This window comes from Acinetobacter sp. YH12219 (assembly GCF_013417875.1).
Taxonomy (GTDB): Bacteria; Pseudomonadota; Gammaproteobacteria; order Pseudomonadales; family Moraxellaceae; genus Acinetobacter; species Acinetobacter amyesii.
This window is the reverse complement of sequence record NZ_VPDC01000002.1, coordinates 142,169-159,208: the sequence shown is the minus strand read 5'-3', so window position 1 is coordinate 159,208 and position 17,040 is coordinate 142,169. Positions and strand designations below refer to the sequence as shown.

Genomic DNA, 17,040 nt, shown 5'->3' with positions numbered 1-17,040 from the left:
TAGCTTCAAAAAAAGCCCTCAATTGAGGGCTTTTTTATGATCTAAACGTTTATAAACTACTTTTGCGCAAAAAAATGTTTGAGTGCATCTTGCAAGGCAACTTGCCATACCGCGTAGGAATGTCCGCCTATATACGATTTGTAATGTACATCATGACCTTTATTTTTTAAGTCGGCTGCAACAATAGGCGAAGTCTCTAAAATACTCAGTTCATTATTATTGCGTGAGCTTTCATAACTATTAGCAGTAATAAACCAATGCTGTTTAGGTTGCGAGGTTTTATCACGAATGATTTTACTCATGCCATTTGGGAGGTCTGTCGCTTCATTTTGCCACCAAAATGATCCAGATAACGGTACGACATGACTAATTTGATTTGGATTTTCTAAGGCTAAATAAGCTGAACTTAAACCGCCAAGACTTGACCCAAGTAGTACCGTTTTCTTCGAATCGACTTTTGCAGGTGCATTTTTTTGAATCCAAGGCATCAGTTCATCACTAAAAAATGCTGAAAATTTTGCATTTGGTGTTAATTCTTTAGGTCGTTCCTGATCGTTCGGTGGAGAAACAAATATGGCTTGAATTGGCGGTAACTGACCTTGTTCAACTAAAATGTCTAATGCTTTTGGAACATTCAGCAATTCGTTATATTGCTGACCATCAAAAAATATAGCAGTAATATAGCTTTGTTTTTTCTTGGCTTTAGATTGGTAAATTTGGATTTTACGTGAGTTATTCAAAATTTTGCTGTGTAGAACAAACTCTTGTAATTGGGGTTGTTTTACATTTGGATATTGTTTTGGATCAATAAATGGCGGGGCATCTTTAAGCGCCACAAAATTTTCATTACGTAAGCCTGATGTGTCATCACTTGCGAGATAAGTGTTTTTGTTGAAAGGATCGATGCGTTGTACTTGTATCACAGCACGACGCTGCGTTCTTGATTCTTTAAGTTTAGGATTCAGATGCGGACAATAATTTGACAGATAGCCTTCTAAGTTCGGTAAGTCGACAGCAAAGCTATAACTGCCAATATAACGATGATCAATAATCGATTCTTTAAACCAAATATCGGTATTTGGTAGGCGTGTTAACCATTCATGGTCATTACTTGGGCCACCAATAAGGCGAACATTATGCTGCGCACCTTTCCATAAGAAAACTATGCGGCTATGTTGTTCATCATAGTTTTCAATGATTGGTGTACCTATAAGCTCTACACGCTTCCAAAAATCTTCAAGAATTTGAGCATGTTGTTTTGGATTTTGATTTAACTGATGTTGTAGGTTTAATAATATTTGGCTTTGCGCTTTGACATCTTCACATGCAGCAGCATAAGGGAAATGTTTTTTTTCTGTTGTATCGGTTAAAGCGGGTAAGTTTTGAGTTTGGGCAAAAGCAGAAGAAACAGCAAAGCTCATAGAACAAGCCAAAAAAAGTAGGGAAAGTTTTTTCATTGAAATAATAAAATAGGTAGAATGAAATCAGATAAATGATAATCATTATTAATATAAAAAACTAGCAATATGCCGCAGAATGGTGCTTTTAAAAAAAGAAAATGTAGAAAAATAACAATAGAGTCAATGCTTTGTTTTTTAAAATAATTAAAATAATGCAGTCGACAAGCTCTCAATCATTGCTAAATATTATGCTACTCAAAGTATCAACACTGCTGCTGTTACCTGCATTATTGATCCAAGGTTACCGTGTGAAAAAAAATACCCCACGTTTAGCAGAACCGGTGGGAGAGCGCTGTGGAATGATTGGTCAGGGTAATCGGCCATTATCGGTATTGATCCTTGGTGACTCAGCGGCAGCAGGTGTCGGCGTCGAGCATCAGTCGGATGCGTTATTGGGACAATTGCTTAAAATTTTATCGCCTGATTATCAAGTTCACTTTTGCCTTGAAGCCACAACGGGGCGTAACAGCCAGCAAATCATCAATGCTTTGGACAATGTCACAACGCAGAACTTTGATGTCGTGATCAGCTCTGTTGGTGTCAATGATGTCACAGCATTAAAACAACCAGACCAGTGGTTGAAGCTCCAGCAGCGCTTATATCAAGCTGTCGAGGAAAAGTTTCAACCACAGCTATTGATCATTTCAGGTGTGCCACCAATGGATGAGTTTCCAGCTTTACCGTTTCCATTGTCATGGCTGTTTGGACAATATTCTCAGAAGATGAATGCGCTGTTAAAAAATTTTATTAAAACAAAGCCTAATACGAGGCTAATTGAATACGATTTACAAGAATATCGTGAAAAAAATTTACAAATGGCAAAAGACGGCTTTCACCCGAGTAAAGAAATTTATCAGTTATGGGCTGAAAAAATAGCGAAACATATCACTGAACAATTTTCATAGATAATATATGATTCAATCACTTGGTGAAGTTACATCTATATGAGTAAAGATATTTCAGACGTGAATCCGCAAATCGAAACGCATCCTTTAGCGCCATTTTTGCCATCAAATGGGAAACTCTTGATGCTAGGGAGTTTTCCTCCACCCAAAACACGCTGGAAGATGGATTTTTACTATCCAAATTTCCAAAATGACATGTGGAAAATCTTTGGCTTATGTTTTTTTCAGGATAAAAATCATTTTCTCAATCTTGATAGCAAGACTTTTAAAGAACAGCTCATTCGAGATTTTTTAAATGAAAAAGGTATAGGCATTTTTGATACGGCCTATAAAGTGATTCGTTTGAAAGGCAATGCATCAGACAAGTTTTTACAGCTCCATCAGCTAACCGATATTACGAAGCTACTTCAAAAAATGCCGAATTGTCACAGTATTATGACGACGGGAGACAAAGCGACTGATACTTTAATGCTCTCTATGCCAGAAAATACGGAAAAACCACACATTGGGCATGCTGTTCATACCGAATTTGCAGGCAGAGATTTGACTTTATACCGTATGCCATCATCATCTAGAGCTTATCCACTAGCACTGGAAAAAAAAGCAGAAGCGTATAGTAAATTATTTAAAGAAATTGACTTACTATAAGAAAGCTTTGGTGTAATCTTTTATCAATGGTTGCTTTCCTTAGAAAGATGATTTAGGCATCATTGCAGGATATTGTACCCATTTGAAGTCATGTACAGAAAAATCACGCACTTGATGAAAATTATTCCAAATTAGGCGGCTACCTTTAGTCCATTTTAATGCCTTAATTCTTTGTTGAACCAAAGCGAATTCTGTTTCACTTGCTGGCCGTAACTCACCAATTTCAGCATATAGGCGTATCCCTGGATATTCTTGAAATTGACCATTGATTAATGATTTTAGCCAAAAGACTTTGCTGCTATTTATCGCTTGTATGCAGGCTTTTGGATTCATTGTTAAATTATCCCGCAGTGACGCTGAATAAGTATCAAAGAAGAAACCTGAAAAGGTTGATTCATGTAAAAATAAAGTGCCAATTGGGGTGATTGTTGGTTGGTAATTTTGATCAACCGTAGCAATCGAGCAATGCATAGACGCACGTTGGGCATTTGCAACGACTTTACGAATTTGAGTCCAATTCTGATGATTCATGATTTTGCCTTTTTTATTATTGTCTATGCATATCACTCTATCAGAGTTTTTCACTATTTTTGTGCTAAACAATGGCAATGAACTGGTCATTCATGCCACTGTATTTGCTTTAAAATTAGGCAATTTAAAAAATATTTAAGCGTACTTTTTAGCTAGAACAACACAGCTCACTACAGCTAAAGATACCGCAATCATCAGTAGGCTAATCTGTTCATTTAATAATACGGCGCACAGCATAAGGCCAATAAAGGGCTGTACTAGCTGGATTTGACCGACTTTGGCAATTCCACCCAAAGCTAAGCCTTTGTACCAAAAAAAGAAGCCGATTAACATGCTGAACAATGACACATACGCTAAGCCAATATATGCGCTGAGAGGAATATGTTGAAAATCGTTTGGGAAATAGAGCCAGCAGAGTGGCAGCATCAGTGGCAAAGCAATGATTAAAGCCCAGCAAATGACCTGCCATCCACCTAAAGCTCTAGACAGTACGCCACCTTCGGCATAGCCCAATCCGCAGAGCAGAACAGCAATAATCATATAGATGTCACCGAGAGAAATTCCTTTAACACCAGATTGATGTAGCATGAAAAAGATGACTAAAGCACTGCCTGCACCTGCAAACAGCCAAAAGGCATTTTTAGGCATTTCTTTGGCACGTAGCACTGCAAAAAAAGCCGTGACCAATGGTAGTAAAGCTACAAAAATTAAAGAGTGAGCCGCAGTTTCTGTTTGTAAAGTCAGTGCCGTAAATAATGGAAAACCAATGACAACACCTGTTGAAACAATACATAAGGATTTAATTTGCAGCATAGATGGCTTAGGCTGCTTTAAAACGAATAAAAGTATCAATGCTAAAATAGCTGCAATACAGGCGCGAGCGCCTGTCAGAAATTCGGGGCTAAAGCCTTGAACGGCAACACGGGTTGCAGGCATAGAACCTGCAAAAATAACAACGCCAATAAAACCGTTGAGCCAGCCCTGATGAACTTCTTTGAGGTCAAATTGCATGTTCATTCCATATTTTTGGTCTAAAGATATGTAATAAAATTTATACCGTACTGTATGACTGAAATAGATACAGTCAAATACAATTAAAAAGAACTGTTATGGATAAAATACCCATACAATTTGCATCTATAGCCATCTTTGAATAAGCTGTAAAGCCAAGATTTAGAACGATTAATAGACTGAACTGTCAATTAATAAGTTCAAAGTGTGTCGTAATATTTCACTAAAGCTGCATGAATAAGGAAATGAAAAGATGACAAAAATCGAATGGGTCATGCAGGAAGTCCAAACACTGATCGATCAGAAACAGCTTTCTGAAGGCTGCCGCATTCCTTCGGTACGTCAATTTTCCCAACAGTTGGGCTGTTCGGTTTCAACTGTTGTAGAAGCCTATGCACGGTTGGTCAGTAGTGGTGTATTGGAGTCAAGAATTGGAGCTGGATATTATGTCTGCAAACGTTCTACTGCAAATGTTTTATTAAGTGAGCATGCTATTGAATATAACCGAGAGGTCGATCCGTTGTGGATTTCACGCCAATCGCTAGATGCTCATGAAGGTATGCTGATTCCCGGTTGCGGCTGGCTGCCAAAAGAATGGATGCCAGAGCAGACTTTACGTAAAGCCTTAAAAACGGCTGCTAAATCTGATAGCAGTTTCTTAATAGATTATTCGGCGCCACACGGTCATACAAATTTACGCCGCTATATTGCTCGTAAAGGTGAGGTTTATGATGTAATGCTTAATTTGAAGCAGATTTTCATTAGTGATTCTGCAACACATTCTATTGATCTGATTTTTCGGCATTTACTTAAAACTGGTGATACGGTTCTGATCGATGATCCATGTTACTTTAATTTTAGTGCACTGATTAAGGCACATGGGCTGAATTACATTACAGTACCGTATGGCAAAAATGGTCCAGATGTAGAAGTATTTAAGCAAGTGCTGCAGTTTCAGCCCAAAATCTATTTAACCAACTCAGGCATACACAACCCAACTGGTGCAGCACTTTCTATGCAAACGGCATTTGAAATTGCTAAATTGGCAGAGCAAAGTGGATTAATAATCGTTGAAGATGATATTTTTGCCGAATTTGAGTATCTATATGCGCCACGTTATTTAACTTTACTGGGTTTAAAGCAAGTAATTCAAATTGGCAGTTTTACCAAAACGCTTTCTGCTGCTGTGCGCTGTGGTTATATCATTGCTCACGAATCAATAATTGATCAGCTGATTGATTTGAATATTGCAACCCATTTTAATACCAGTCATTTAAATGCAGAGATTATTTATCAAGCCCTTATGGACAGTAGTTATATAAGGCATATTGAATGGGTCAAAAAACAGCTACAAAAACACATGATGGATACCATAAAGAAACTTGCAGATCTAGACATTCATCCAGTCGTTATGCCCAAAGCTGGCATTTTTTTATGGTGTCAATTACCTGCAAATATTGATGCAGCACAGCTATCAAAAAGCTGTTTGACGCAAGGTATCATTCTTGCACCAGGCAATTCATTCAGCTCAGCACAGAACGCAGGGCAATACATGCGTTTTAATGTCGCGCAGTGCATCGACAAAAAAGTATTTGATGTTTTGCAGCAGTGTCTGAATGAGCTGAAATTGCAAGATACAGCTTAACTAAAAAATGATGCAGATTTCAGGTCTGTGATTGATTACCTTTTTTAAGGCCAAACAGTTTTTCAGGCGAGGCATTAGCCATCATATTCAACATAATCCCAAAGGTTTAAACGCGCTTTAATTTCTTTGCGAATATTCGGCAGCATAGGTAGTAAAGTACCATCGATCCATAAACTCAGTGTCTGAGATGAAACTTTTTTGTTTGCATCATTTAAAATTTGTGCGCCTTTCACGATCACCAAAGTTTCTTCGCTAGCTGCAGTTTCAATGCCTTTAAATAAAAGCTGTAATTCATGACCTGTATCTTGGATTAACCATTCCAACTCAATTTAGATATTGTGATTAGATTTAAGCACAGCTTGGCCTTCAATCATGTCATTGTCAGATAAGCAGTCATGCTCAACCCGAACTTTCGACAAAAACCATTCTTGATGACCAAGTTCAGGAAGTGTCGTAAAAGGCGTTAAAATATCACTTAAATTAAATTGGCGGCTTAAATCAAAAAATTGCATTAGAAAACTTTAGGAGGAGATAAAACAAAATAAGAGGTGGATGTTAAAGCATCATCAAGTTTGAGTAAAACCTTTGCTTTTATTGAGATATTTTATGTATAAATAGCATTCAATCTATCTAAATTAAGTCTAAGAAAAATGAATTGCGAAAATAATATACACACAAACGATGTACCAAGCCCCATAGACTTAAAAGATCCAATCCAAGCTAAACAATGGGCTGCTGAAGTCAATCTTAAACGTCCGTGGCGTTATGACATCTTTCAAATGTATGTCGACTCTATTTTGGCTTTCAACACGAATGCGCACGTGCTTGAACTCGGTTCAGGCCCAGGCTATTTGGCTGAGTTTTTAATCAATCATTGTCCAAATATAGATTACACAGCATTTGATTTTTCCGAAGCTATGCATGACTTGGCAAAAGGAAAACTAAGTGCATCGCAACGCTTAAAATGTAATTTTACAACAGGGGATTTCAAACAATCTAATTGGGAAGAACCTCTTCATTTCAATGAGAAAAGCACCTTTGATGTGATTGTTATTCATCAAGCTTTACATGAGTTGAGGCATAAGGCGTATGCAGCAGAGTTTCATCGGACTGTAAAAACGTTGTTAAATACACAAGGCGTGTATATTGTGTGTGATCATCTATATGCACCAAATGCTCAGCAAAATCATGAGTTGTATATGTCTGTTAAGGAGCATTTAGATGCGCTGAAAGCAGCCAATTATGGCCAAGTGGAATGTCTGGGTGAAGTCAATGGTTTGGTTCTTTTCAAAAGCCAGCACTCATATGAACGAGATTGAACAAGAGCATTATTGAGTTGCTTGAAACTGCTTAAATCGTTCCTATTAGATCTTATCGATGAGAAAAACTTAACCAATTAGCAGTACATTGTCATTACATCATCCATTCAATAGGAAGATATGACACTGCTTTTATACTAAATCGTTGGAATCGAGTTGTTTCAGGTTCATGAGTATAGGTTTTGATTTTTCCATTTTTTTGTTGCTCTAACCAAATGATTTCGCCTTTTTCATCTAGTTTTAATTCATATGCAATTTGCGGTAAATACTGGTTTAATGCCGCCGAAATATCGTTTTGTAATCGATCAGATTTAACGACAAGGCCAACTTCCGAATTTAAATTTGCGGAACGTGGATCAAAGTTAAACGATCCAATAAACACCATACCGTCAATATCGAAAAATTTTGCATGCAAACTAGAGGCATTTTTGCCTTTCGCAGGGATGATATTTCCGGTCATGACCTCATACCATGTGCGTTTTGAACGCTCTATATAAGGTTTAAATTCATAAAGTTTCACGCCATTTTTGAGTAAGTCTTTGCGATATTTTTGATAAAACGCATGAACGACAGCGACGTCATTGGCTAAAAATGAATTGGTTAACACACGGACTTCTACATTTTTACCTGCAAGACCCGTTAGAAAGTCAGTTCCTTGTTGCGTGGGAACAAAATAAGCTGAAACCAATTCCATGCGTTCCTTGGGCTGTCCCATTAAGGTCGAAAATTGGTTATAAATTAATTCTTGCTCTTTAGCCTCACCACGAATTTTATTCGGACTATCCGCAATGAAATGTGCTTCGGCCCAGTTCACCGGTCTAAGTTTAAGCTGAGCCGCCAGTTGTTGCTGTGCATAGTTAATGCGCTGTTGATCTTTAGTCAACGTTGTAGAGTTTTCTTGGTACGTTTGTCTTAATTGATTTAAGTCTTCTTTTGTACCTGCACTAATCCATTGCTGAACAGAATAACTTAAATCATCATTCCAAAAGTTCAAAAACACTTGATTGGCTTGTTGAATGGCTTCCCCATAGAAAAGGATATCCAAATCTGTAAATTGAAAACTTTCACTGGCATCAAAATATTCATTACTGATGTTACGACCACCAGTTACGCCTATAAAACCATCGGCAACAATTAATTTATTATGCATACGATGGTTAATATGCTTTAAGCGAAATGCATAATCAATGACACGTAATTTTCTGAATTTATAGGGATTAAACAGTTTGATTGAAATGTTGGGATGAGCTGAAAGGGATTGTAAGGTCGGATCGAGTTTCGTCCCGTTTTGATCATCAATTAGTAGCCTTACTTTTACCCCACGGTCAGCGGCATGCAGTAATTCTTGAAACATCAGATGCCCAATAGCATCATTTTCCCAAATATAATATTGCAAATCGATGGTGTATTTTGCGTTTCGAATCAAATGCAGGCGAGATGCAATACTTAAGAAGGCATCATCTAAGGCTAAATAAGCCGTTTGTTTTTGTTGTAATTTTTCTAAATCCGTAGCAGACGTAATCCATTTTTCTGCATGTGATTGTATAGGGACATCTTTTTTTGACTGATTGCTAGGTAAGCTGCATCCAGTTAATAGGTTGATCGAAACAGTTAAACCGACAGTACAACTTATTTCACGTAATTGTATCATTCGAATAGCATTAATCATTCCTTGAAAAATTCATCATAACATCATGTTTTAAGGTTGTATCTAGGCTTAAAAAGAGGTTACTGTAACTCATCTGTTAATATAAGCCATACAGGATGTTTTTAGACATGAAATCACGTGCAGCCGTTGCTTTTGGACCGGGTCAGCCTTTAGAAATTGTTGAAATTGATGTGGCACCACCTAAAGCAGGTGAGGTTTTAGTCAAAATTAGCCATACAGGTGTGTGTCATACAGATGCATTTACATTGTCGGGTGATGATCCTGAAGGCGTATTTCCAGCAATTTTAGGGCATGAAGGTGCAGGTGTTGTGGTTGAAGTCGGTGAAGGTGTGACTTCAGTGCAACCGGGTGATCATGTAATTCCACTTTATACTGCAGAATGTGGTGAATGTTTATTCTGTAAATCGGGTAAAACAAATCTTTGTGTATCGGTACGAGCAACACAAGGGAAAGGTTTAATGCCGGATGGCACAACACGTTTTTCTTATAATGGTCAGCCGATTTATCACTATATGGGCTGTTCAACATTCTCTGAATATACAGTGGTAGCAGAAGTGTCTTTGGCAAAAATTAACCCTGAAGCGAATCATGAACATGTGTGTTTGTTGGGTTGCGGCGTAACAACAGGCCTTGGTGCAGTCAAAAATACCGCTAAAGTTCAGGAAGGTGACTCAGTTGCAGTCTTTGGTTTAGGTGGTATTGGTTTGGCTGTGGTACAAGGTGCTAAAAAAGCCAAAGCAGGTCGTATCATTGCGGTAGATACCAATCCTGACAAATTCAAACTGGCTGAAGAATTTGGCGCGACGGATTTTGTTAATCCAAAAGATTATGATCGTCCTGTACAGGAAGTGATTGTAGAAATGACCGGCTGGGGTGTCGACCATTCATTTGAATGTATTGGCAATACCAATGTGATGCGCTCTGCTTTGGAATGTGCTCACCGTGGTTGGGGTCAATCTGTGATTATTGGTGTGGCAGGTGCAGGTCAAGAAATTTCAACCCGTCCATTCCAATTGGTTACTGGTCGTACTTGGAAAGGCACTGCTTTTGGTGGTGTTAAAGGTCGTTCACAATTACCGGGTATGGTAGAAGAAGCCATGTCAGGCGAGATCAAACTTGAACCATTCGTGACCCATACCATGGGGCTGGATAAAATCAATGAAGCCTTTGATTTAATGCATGAAGGTCAATCAATTCGCTCTGTTGTACATTTTGAAGATTAAACATTGATTTAAATATTTTTGATTAAACGACTAATCATTTAAATATTAATGCGTTAATTTTCACTTTTTTAAAAACTAGGCTTTGGCCTAGTTTTTTTTATTTGTGTCGTTATAACAAATCAAAACTTCAAATTAGGATTTGCAAAAAGTGACAGATTGTTAGACATAAAATGATAAAAAATGCCAAATGATAAATTTTGTCCCGAATTCACATGGTGGGAAATTAGCACTAAACATAAGGTAAGCATAATTTAAAAACAAATGTATATTAATGCATTATCCGAGGCAAAAAATGACAACTACAAGTTACAAGCCTGAGTGGATTCGGGAAGATTTTATTGATTTTATTTCAGAAAAATTTGATGCAATTTGGGCCTACAAACGTATAAAAGCACAATTGGTCAAATCACGTTGTGTGGGGATCGGGTTTTATGAACTGAGTTTTTTAGCGAATCACAATTTTAAAGTTGTAAATTATCGACCAGGCCAATGTGTTCTGGTGACAGTTGTCAAAGATGGTGTACGTCATCAACGTAGCTATAGCGTCGTCGAAATTAATACATCTGGTCATGTGGTGATTGCAGTTAAACAGCAAGGCAAAGTGTCCAATTGCCTGACGCAATTAAAAACAGGTGATGTTGTTGAATTATCGCAACCGCAAGGTGAGTTTGGCCTAAAGCTAAATTCGGATCGACCAATTTTACTGCTTGCTTCTGGTAGTGGCATTACCTCAATCATGACTTTGTTTAAACAAGCGATTAAGCTTGGGCGTACGGTTGACCTGATTTATTTCAATCGAGATGATGCGTATTTGGATGAATTGATTCAACTGGCGAAGCAATCAAACCATGCACATTTACATGCGATTAATACGCTGAAAACTAAATTACATATCTCACCAGAGGTGCTAAACCACATGGTCCCCGATTTTAAGCAGCGAGATTGCTATGCCTGTGGTGCAGCGCCAATGATGCAAAGCATTGAGCAACTGTATCGTGAGTTTAAGCTTTCAGAATATTTAAATACTGAATATTTTCAGATGATTGCTGATGATTCAGTGCCTGCTCAACCTGTCACTTTTAGTTTAGCCCAGCAAGATTTTTTGGCAGAGGGTAATTTACTGGAAAGTGCTGAAAAAGCTGGTTTAAAACCTGCGCATGGCTGTCGGATGGGTATTTGTAATACCTGTTCGTGTACCAAATTACAGGGTTCAGTGAAAAACCTACTCACTGGCGAAATTGATCATGTGAATAACACACAAATCAAATTATGTGTCTCTCAGGCAATTTCACCTGTACGTATTCAACTCTAATCCAAGCCGCATAAAAACAAATCAGGGGCATCATCATGAATCAATCGATATATATTAGTCCGAATAGTAAGTCACGTTATTTATCACCCGAACAAACTGCTGAATTTGGCGAAAAAGTTGAGCAAATTCGTCGTGAAATCATGCAGAGTGTGGGTGAAAAAGATGCAGCGTACATTTACAAAATTCGCAATTTTGTCCGTTATAGCGAGATCGCATCTCGTGGCATGTTGATGTTTGCAGGCTGGATTCCACCGGTGTGGTTACTGGGTACTGGTTTATTGGGTATTTCTAAAATCGTAGAGAACATGGAACTCGGTCATAATCTGATGCATGGTCAGTTTGATTGGTTAAATGACCCGAGTTTAAATGGTGCTAATTATGATTGGGATACCATTGCCACGGGCCAAGACTGGAAATATACCCATAACTATGTGCATCATACCTATACCAATATTGTGGGGATGGACCATGATGTCGGCTATGGTTTAATTCGTGTGAGTGAATCGCAAAAGTGGGAGCCACGTTTCCTTTTTAATATTCCACTGGCTGCCCAACTCATGGTTTTCTTTGAGTGGTATGTCGGCATTCAACGTTTACATTTAGAAGATGTTATTGCGTATAAAACCAAAACTTGGAAAGATGTATGGCATGAAGCGGCCGATGTACGTCAGAAAATTAAGCGCCAAGTGATTAAAGATTATGTGTTTTTCCCGCTTATTGCAGGTCCCAATGCGATTCCGGTATTTGCAGGAAATGCTGTAGCCAACGTGATTCGTAGCTTATGGGCTTCCGCTGTCATCTTTAATGGCCATTTTACAGAAGATGCGGAAAACTTTGAGATGGATAATACCGAAAACGAAACTCGAGCAGAGTGGTATCTCCGTCAAATTCGTGGCTCAAGTAATTTTAGTGGAACACAATGGTTGCATATACTCAGTGGTAATTTGAGTCACCAAATTGAACACCATTTATTTCCAGATATGCCTGCGAATCGCTATGCAGAAGCCGCACCTAAAATTAAAGCACTTTGTGACGAATATGGTATTCACTATAACGAAGCCAGTTTTATCAAACAATTTGCAAGCGTTTGGGTTCGCCTCGCGAAATGCTCAGTGCCGAATGACTGGAGAGCCGAAATCAAGGAACGTTCAGCATCACTTCAACAGCATGTTAAACAAAAAATCATGAAGAAAATCGGGCGTTAAAACACAGTATTGTTTAGCAATATTGTCCTAAGAGATCTTAAATTAGAAGCTGAAGCTACGTATTAACATCAGAAACGTAATTTGATTCAAATAAAAGAACGATACACGGTAATGTCATCCGCAACTGTTTGAGACAGGACTACTTCTCATCAAAAATGTTTTTGCGATACTTTGAATAATTTGACGCTAGTGAACGAGTTTAGTCGGTGAGGTGCATTGCACCGCAAGATGGTTTCCTTGCGAAGCTTTGCTTCTCATTTTGCCTAATGAGAAACATCGTTTCGTAAGAGTACCTCCAGCCGAAGGCTAATCTCTTTATCTAAACCCTAGATGTAAGACTCCGTCGAATAGACTGAAAAAGCATTTTAAAAATGCGAAATTACTTTTACGTGCGTAATATCAGTTAAATAAGAACGATTTCTAAAGCAGTAAATTCGCCAAAGTAGCGTTCATCTACTTTGGCTTTTTTAGGTCTTTCTAAAGAGTAAGAGCTATTCAACTAATTGGACGCTACTCTGAATGCCACAAGATTCTACAAAATAAGCATCATGTGAAACGAGGATCACCGCACCTGTATAATGCTGAATGGCTTGAGCCAATAACGCTCTAGATTCTATATCTAAGTGATTTTCAGGTTCATCTAACAATAAAAGCTCTATATTTGGCGTTAAATAATTTAAGCCTAACAAGGTCACTTTTAAACGTTCACCACCACTTAAACAGTGAAATGGCAGTTCCGCTTTTTGACCACGGATTCTAAGTTGACCAAGTTGATTACGCCATTCCGTTGAGGAAACATCACGATTAAACTTTGCTAGATTGTCCAAAACACTCAGTTCAGGTGATAAATCACTCAAGTTTTGGTCTAAATACAGGGTATTCACAGACAAAAATATTTCATGGCTAGACTGTGATGTGGTCTGACTCAGATACTTTAGAAATGTAGATTTACCAATACCATTTTTTCCTTTTAAATGAATTTTGTCACCTGCTTGTAAGGCCAAGTCGAAAGGTAGGTGCTGAGATGTTTTGCTATGAAAATCTTTAACTCTTAAGATTTCTCCTGTTTTTTCAGTGCGATGTTGAAAAACAAATTGCTGCTCTTTGATATGCTCAAGTTGTTGCTGTGATTGAAGCAGTTGGGTTCTCTTTTCTTCCAATTGCTTCTGCTGTTGCGTTTGAACTGTCGCGAGGCTTTGACCGGCTTGCTCTTTTTTAAAATCGAGTAAAACTTTAGCTTGGGAGTCTGACTTGCGTAGTGCATGACCTTGTTGTTCTCGTTTTTGTGCTTTCATTTGTGTTTCGTGTTGTTGTAATTTGAGTTGTTTTAACTCACGCTGATGCTGCATAGCATTACGCTGTAAGGCTTTATTTTGCAGATCATTTTTTTGAATGTATTCTTCATAGTTACAAGTAACATGCGTGACTCCAAACTCATTTAAAGCGTAGATATGCTCTACATGTTGCAGCAACTCTCGATCATGACTGACGACGAATGCACCCGCAGGATGGTTTTTTAAACGATCGATGAGCCATAAACGTGAAGATACATCTAAATGGTTACTAGGTTCATCCAAAAGTAAATAATGGTCAGTTTTTAAAAATAATGCACACAAAGCCAATTTGGTTTTTTGACCTTCACTCAGCTGAGCGACTGGAAAATTTAAATCTGTTGGAAGTGACGCCTGCTTAAGTTGTTGCTGCCAAAGTGTAGGAAGGTGCCACTGGTTTTCAGTCAGCTCAAAGTCTTCAAAACTGGCATTGCCTATTTCGATACGTTGAAATGCGTCATATAAATTTTCCACACCGAGTGCAGAAGCAATCGTGTCAGCTTCTAGTCGAGTAAATTGTGATAAATAGGCATGTGGTACATTCCATGAAATTTCCCCTTCGTATGGGAGATCTTTCAGATTTTGCTGATGTAAAATTTTAAGGATGCAGGACTTTCCTAAACCATTGCGACCAATACATGCCGAAAGCTGTTGTTGATTGAGGTTAAATTTCAGGTTTTTAAAAAGTGTTTTAGAAGGAAATTCCAAGCTTAGTTTGGAAATTGTACAAGTTGTTTGAGTCATAGATGCACCTTGCGATAGCAAAGATGCGCAATACAAATAACTAATTTTATTCTATAAAAAAGACAATATTTGAGAAAATGCAGTCGAAGTCATTAGCCATGTGTTTGCACATCAAAAAAATGGATTTGATGATGAAAAAAACAGGGCTTACTTCATTGGCAAATACTCGAATTAAAAATAAGTGGAAAAAAGCTTTAAACAGCCTAATGTTGTGCAGTCTAATAAATGTTTATTTATTAATCAATACATCAAATTTTAAAAATAGGTCGCAGTAATTGACAGTAGAGTTATTTAATACAACAAAATAGCAAAAAACTATTGTCAAACCGATGAATACAGCGTATTTTAATTTTCAGACAGATACTTTTTGATGAAATCAAGATGTTAAAGCAACCTTTAATCTTAAACGCATATTATTACTTTTGGCAGTTTAGATAATTGCCTGAACGCGTTCGGGCATGAAAAAGGTTGCCCACCAAGTTTATACCTGATCGGCAACCCTGATCAGGTTTTTTTATGTCTTGATTTTTATAATATTTTTGGAGAAATCTCATGTTTACAGTAAATAATTCATATTTTAGCAACGGTTATTGGTTTTACTTTAGTCGGTCTATGTCTAAAGCCCTGAAGTCCCAAAGTCCCATAACGCTCAGATAAAAGATCGGACTGTTAATGTATACAGTCCAAAGGAATAGAACCAATGAATGCGCTAAATACAGCTTTACAACAAACTCAAAATTCAGAAATTCAGAAATCTACACAGCCAAAAGAAACACTTTTGAGCTTGCCACATCAATTGAAACAACAATTACCTTTATCAGTTCATGCTGCAGAGCAAATTGCTGCACATCGTGCAACGATTCAAAATATTTTGACGGGTCAAGACCCGCGTCTAATGATTATTAGCGGCCCATGTTCAATCCATGATCCAATTGCTGCGTTGGAATATGCTGAAAAATTAAAACAATTACAGGCACAGGTTTCAGATCAAATTTTTCTTGTGATGCGCGCATACATTGAGAAACCACGTACTACAGTGGGCTGGAAAGGCTATATGTATGACCCAAGTTTAGATGGTTCATCTAATATGCAGTTGGGCTTAGAAAAATCACGTGAGCTGTACTTACAAATTATTGAAATGGGTTTGCCAATTGCCTCTGAAATTTTAAGCCCAATGGCGACGGGTTATTTTGATGACCTTTTGGCTTGGGGTGCAATCGGTGCGCGTACCAGCGAATCACAAATTCATCGTGAAATCTCGAGTCATATGCCATACAGTATTGGTTTCAAAAACGGAACAGATGGCTCAATCCAAATTGCTCTAGATGCCATTCAATCTGCGTCCCATCCACACCAGTTCTTAGGTATGAGTCAAGCCGGCTTACCGTGTATTTTAGAATCTGTTGGCAACCCACAAGCACATTTGATTTTACGTGGCTCCAATACAGGTCCAAATTATAGTTTGGCTGAAATAGACAAAATTCGTAGTAAAGTAAAAGGCGATTTACCGGCTTTAGTGATCGATTGTAGTCATGGTAATAGCCATAAAGACCCAATGAAGCAACCTGAAGTATTACGCACTATTGTAGCGGAGCGTGAGCATACCCAAGTGCGTGGCGTGATGTTGGAAAGTCATTTAGTGGATGGTAATCAAAAAATTAGTTGTGACATGACTTATGGTCAATCTATAACAGATGGATGCTTAGGTTGGGATAAGACCATTGCTTTGATTCAACAGGTTACGAATGAACTTCATGCATCACAAATTAAACGTAGTGCTTAACAATCCAGAGCATACTCAGTCTGAATTGATTTACCCCAAAGCCTTAGAACATTGATTGTTCTAAGGCTTTTATTTTGAAAAATCCTTTGTTGCTTACTTCAATATAAAAATTGAAATATGGCCTATATTTTAAAATATATACTGATAATTCAGTGTTTTATGTTTGAGTGAATCAAATTTTTTATGCACAATAATGTCTAAGCTCAATACAGCGCCAGAAATAATGACAATCTGTGCTTGGGTGTTTGAAATTT

General features: G+C 37.9%; 13 protein-coding genes and 1 pseudogene. 8 read left to right on the top strand and 6 right to left on the bottom strand.

What is annotated here, in order from left to right; genetic code table 11:
- Positions 1-56: 56 nt before the first annotated feature.
- On the bottom strand, positions 57-1,421 hold the full coding sequence (locus tag FTV04_RS01920) for an alpha/beta hydrolase-fold protein (protein WP_180088399.1): 1,365 nt from the start codon (positions 1,419-1,421) through the stop codon (positions 57-59).
- A 227-nt stretch (positions 1,422-1,648) separates the two neighbouring features.
- Between FTV04_RS01920 and FTV04_RS01915 the strand changes: the two genes are divergently transcribed.
- Both FTV04_RS01915 and FTV04_RS01910 read left to right on the top strand, forming a co-directional pair.
- Positions 1,649-2,365: an SGNH/GDSL hydrolase family protein gene (locus FTV04_RS01915; protein ID WP_180088397.1), complete on the top strand. Its 717-nt coding sequence runs from the start codon at positions 1,649-1,651 to the stop codon at positions 2,363-2,365.
- 39 nt (positions 2,366-2,404) lie between these two features.
- Complete coding sequence (locus FTV04_RS01910; RefSeq protein ID WP_180088395.1) at positions 2,405-3,013, top strand: uracil-DNA glycosylase family protein; 609 nt, start codon at positions 2,405-2,407, stop codon at positions 3,011-3,013.
- A 39-nt stretch (positions 3,014-3,052) separates the two neighbouring features.
- On the opposite strand, the gene FTV04_RS01905 is transcribed toward FTV04_RS01910, so the two are convergent.
- Together FTV04_RS01905 and FTV04_RS01900 are read right to left on the bottom strand one after the other, a co-directional pair.
- On the bottom strand, positions 3,053-3,547 hold the full coding sequence (locus FTV04_RS01905; RefSeq protein WP_180064222.1) for a pyridoxamine 5'-phosphate oxidase family protein: 495 nt from the start codon (positions 3,545-3,547) through the stop codon (positions 3,053-3,055).
- 132 nt (positions 3,548-3,679) lie between these two features.
- Positions 3,680-4,555, bottom strand: a complete 876-nt coding sequence (locus tag FTV04_RS01900) for a DMT family transporter (protein WP_180088393.1) — start codon at positions 4,553-4,555, stop codon at positions 3,680-3,682.
- A 253-nt stretch (positions 4,556-4,808) separates the two neighbouring features.
- Between FTV04_RS01900 and FTV04_RS01895 the strand changes: the two genes are divergently transcribed.
- Positions 4,809-6,200 carry a PLP-dependent aminotransferase family protein gene (locus FTV04_RS01895; RefSeq protein WP_180088391.1) on the top strand — a complete coding sequence of 464 codons (1,392 nt, stop codon included), beginning with the start codon at positions 4,809-4,811 and terminating at the stop codon, positions 6,198-6,200.
- Between the two features lie 74 nt (positions 6,201-6,274).
- Here the strand turns inward: FTV04_RS01895 and FTV04_RS01890 are convergent.
- Positions 6,275-6,712: pseudogene (locus FTV04_RS01890) on the bottom strand (hypothetical protein).
- Positions 6,713-6,850: 138 nt separating this feature from the next.
- Between FTV04_RS01890 and FTV04_RS01885 the strand changes: the two are divergent.
- Entirely contained in the window at positions 6,851-7,519 is a 669-nt protein-coding gene (locus tag FTV04_RS01885) for a class I SAM-dependent methyltransferase (protein ID WP_180088389.1), read from the top strand.
- Between the two features lie 94 nt (positions 7,520-7,613).
- On the opposite strand, the gene FTV04_RS01880 is transcribed toward FTV04_RS01885, so the two are convergent.
- Positions 7,614-9,170 (bottom strand): phospholipase D family protein, encoded by a 1,557-nt coding sequence (locus tag FTV04_RS01880; RefSeq protein ID WP_180088387.1) that lies wholly within the window; start codon positions 9,168-9,170, stop codon positions 7,614-7,616.
- Positions 9,171-9,295: 125 nt separating this feature from the next.
- Here FTV04_RS01880 and FTV04_RS01875 point away from each other — a divergent pair, with 125 nt between their 5' ends.
- From FTV04_RS01875 to FTV04_RS01865, 3 genes are all read left to right on the top strand, one after another.
- The gene (locus FTV04_RS01875; protein WP_180088385.1) at positions 9,296-10,411 is read left to right on the top strand and encodes an S-(hydroxymethyl)glutathione dehydrogenase/class III alcohol dehydrogenase; all 1,116 of its coding nucleotides are present in this window, start codon (positions 9,296-9,298) and stop codon (positions 10,409-10,411) included.
- 292 nt (positions 10,412-10,703) lie between these two features.
- Entirely contained in the window at positions 10,704-11,723 is a 1,020-nt protein-coding gene (locus FTV04_RS01870) for a flavin reductase family protein (RefSeq protein ID WP_180065090.1), read from the top strand.
- Positions 11,724-11,758: 35 nt separating this feature from the next.
- The gene (locus FTV04_RS01865) at positions 11,759-12,928 is read left to right on the top strand and encodes an acyl-CoA desaturase (RefSeq protein ID WP_180088383.1); all 1,170 of its coding nucleotides are present in this window, start codon (positions 11,759-11,761) and stop codon (positions 12,926-12,928) included.
- A 491-nt stretch (positions 12,929-13,419) separates the two neighbouring features.
- On the opposite strand, the gene FTV04_RS01860 is transcribed toward FTV04_RS01865, so the two are convergent.
- On the bottom strand, positions 13,420-15,003 hold the full coding sequence (locus tag FTV04_RS01860) for an ATP-binding cassette domain-containing protein (protein WP_180088382.1): 1,584 nt from the start codon (positions 15,001-15,003) through the stop codon (positions 13,420-13,422).
- Positions 15,004-15,703: 700 nt separating this feature from the next.
- Between FTV04_RS01860 and FTV04_RS01855 the strand changes: the two genes are divergently transcribed.
- A complete protein-coding gene (locus FTV04_RS01855) occupies positions 15,704-16,786 on the top strand; it encodes a 3-deoxy-7-phosphoheptulonate synthase (RefSeq protein ID WP_180088380.1) in 1,083 nt (360 codons plus the stop codon).
- The last annotated feature ends 254 nt before the right edge of the window (positions 16,787-17,040 follow it).

Coding starts and splice junctions, on each gene's coding strand:
- FTV04_RS01855 (WP_180088380.1), top strand. CDS start 15,704: ATGAATGCGCTAAATACAGCTTTACAACAAACTCAAAATTCAGAAATT.
- FTV04_RS01900 (WP_180088393.1), bottom strand. CDS start 4,555: ATGCAATTTGACCTCAAAGAAGTTCATCAGGGCTGGCTCAACGGTTTT.
- FTV04_RS01880 (WP_180088387.1), bottom strand. CDS start 9,170: ATGATACAATTACGTGAAATAAGTTGTACTGTCGGTTTAACTGTTTCG.
- FTV04_RS01915 (WP_180088397.1), top strand. CDS start 1,649: ATGCTACTCAAAGTATCAACACTGCTGCTGTTACCTGCATTATTGATC.
- FTV04_RS01860 (WP_180088382.1), bottom strand. CDS start 15,003: ATGACTCAAACAACTTGTACAATTTCCAAACTAAGCTTGGAATTTCCT.
- FTV04_RS01910 (WP_180088395.1), top strand. CDS start 2,405: ATGAGTAAAGATATTTCAGACGTGAATCCGCAAATCGAAACGCATCCT.
- FTV04_RS01920 (WP_180088399.1), bottom strand. CDS start 1,421: ATGAGCTTTGCTGTTTCTTCTGCTTTTGCCCAAACTCAAAACTTACCC.
- FTV04_RS01870 (WP_180065090.1), top strand. CDS start 10,704: ATGACAACTACAAGTTACAAGCCTGAGTGGATTCGGGAAGATTTTATT.
- FTV04_RS01875 (WP_180088385.1), top strand. CDS start 9,296: ATGAAATCACGTGCAGCCGTTGCTTTTGGACCGGGTCAGCCTTTAGAA.
- FTV04_RS01885 (WP_180088389.1), top strand. CDS start 6,851: ATGAATTGCGAAAATAATATACACACAAACGATGTACCAAGCCCCATA.
- FTV04_RS01895 (WP_180088391.1), top strand. CDS start 4,809: ATGACAAAAATCGAATGGGTCATGCAGGAAGTCCAAACACTGATCGAT.
- FTV04_RS01865 (WP_180088383.1), top strand. CDS start 11,759: ATGAATCAATCGATATATATTAGTCCGAATAGTAAGTCACGTTATTTA.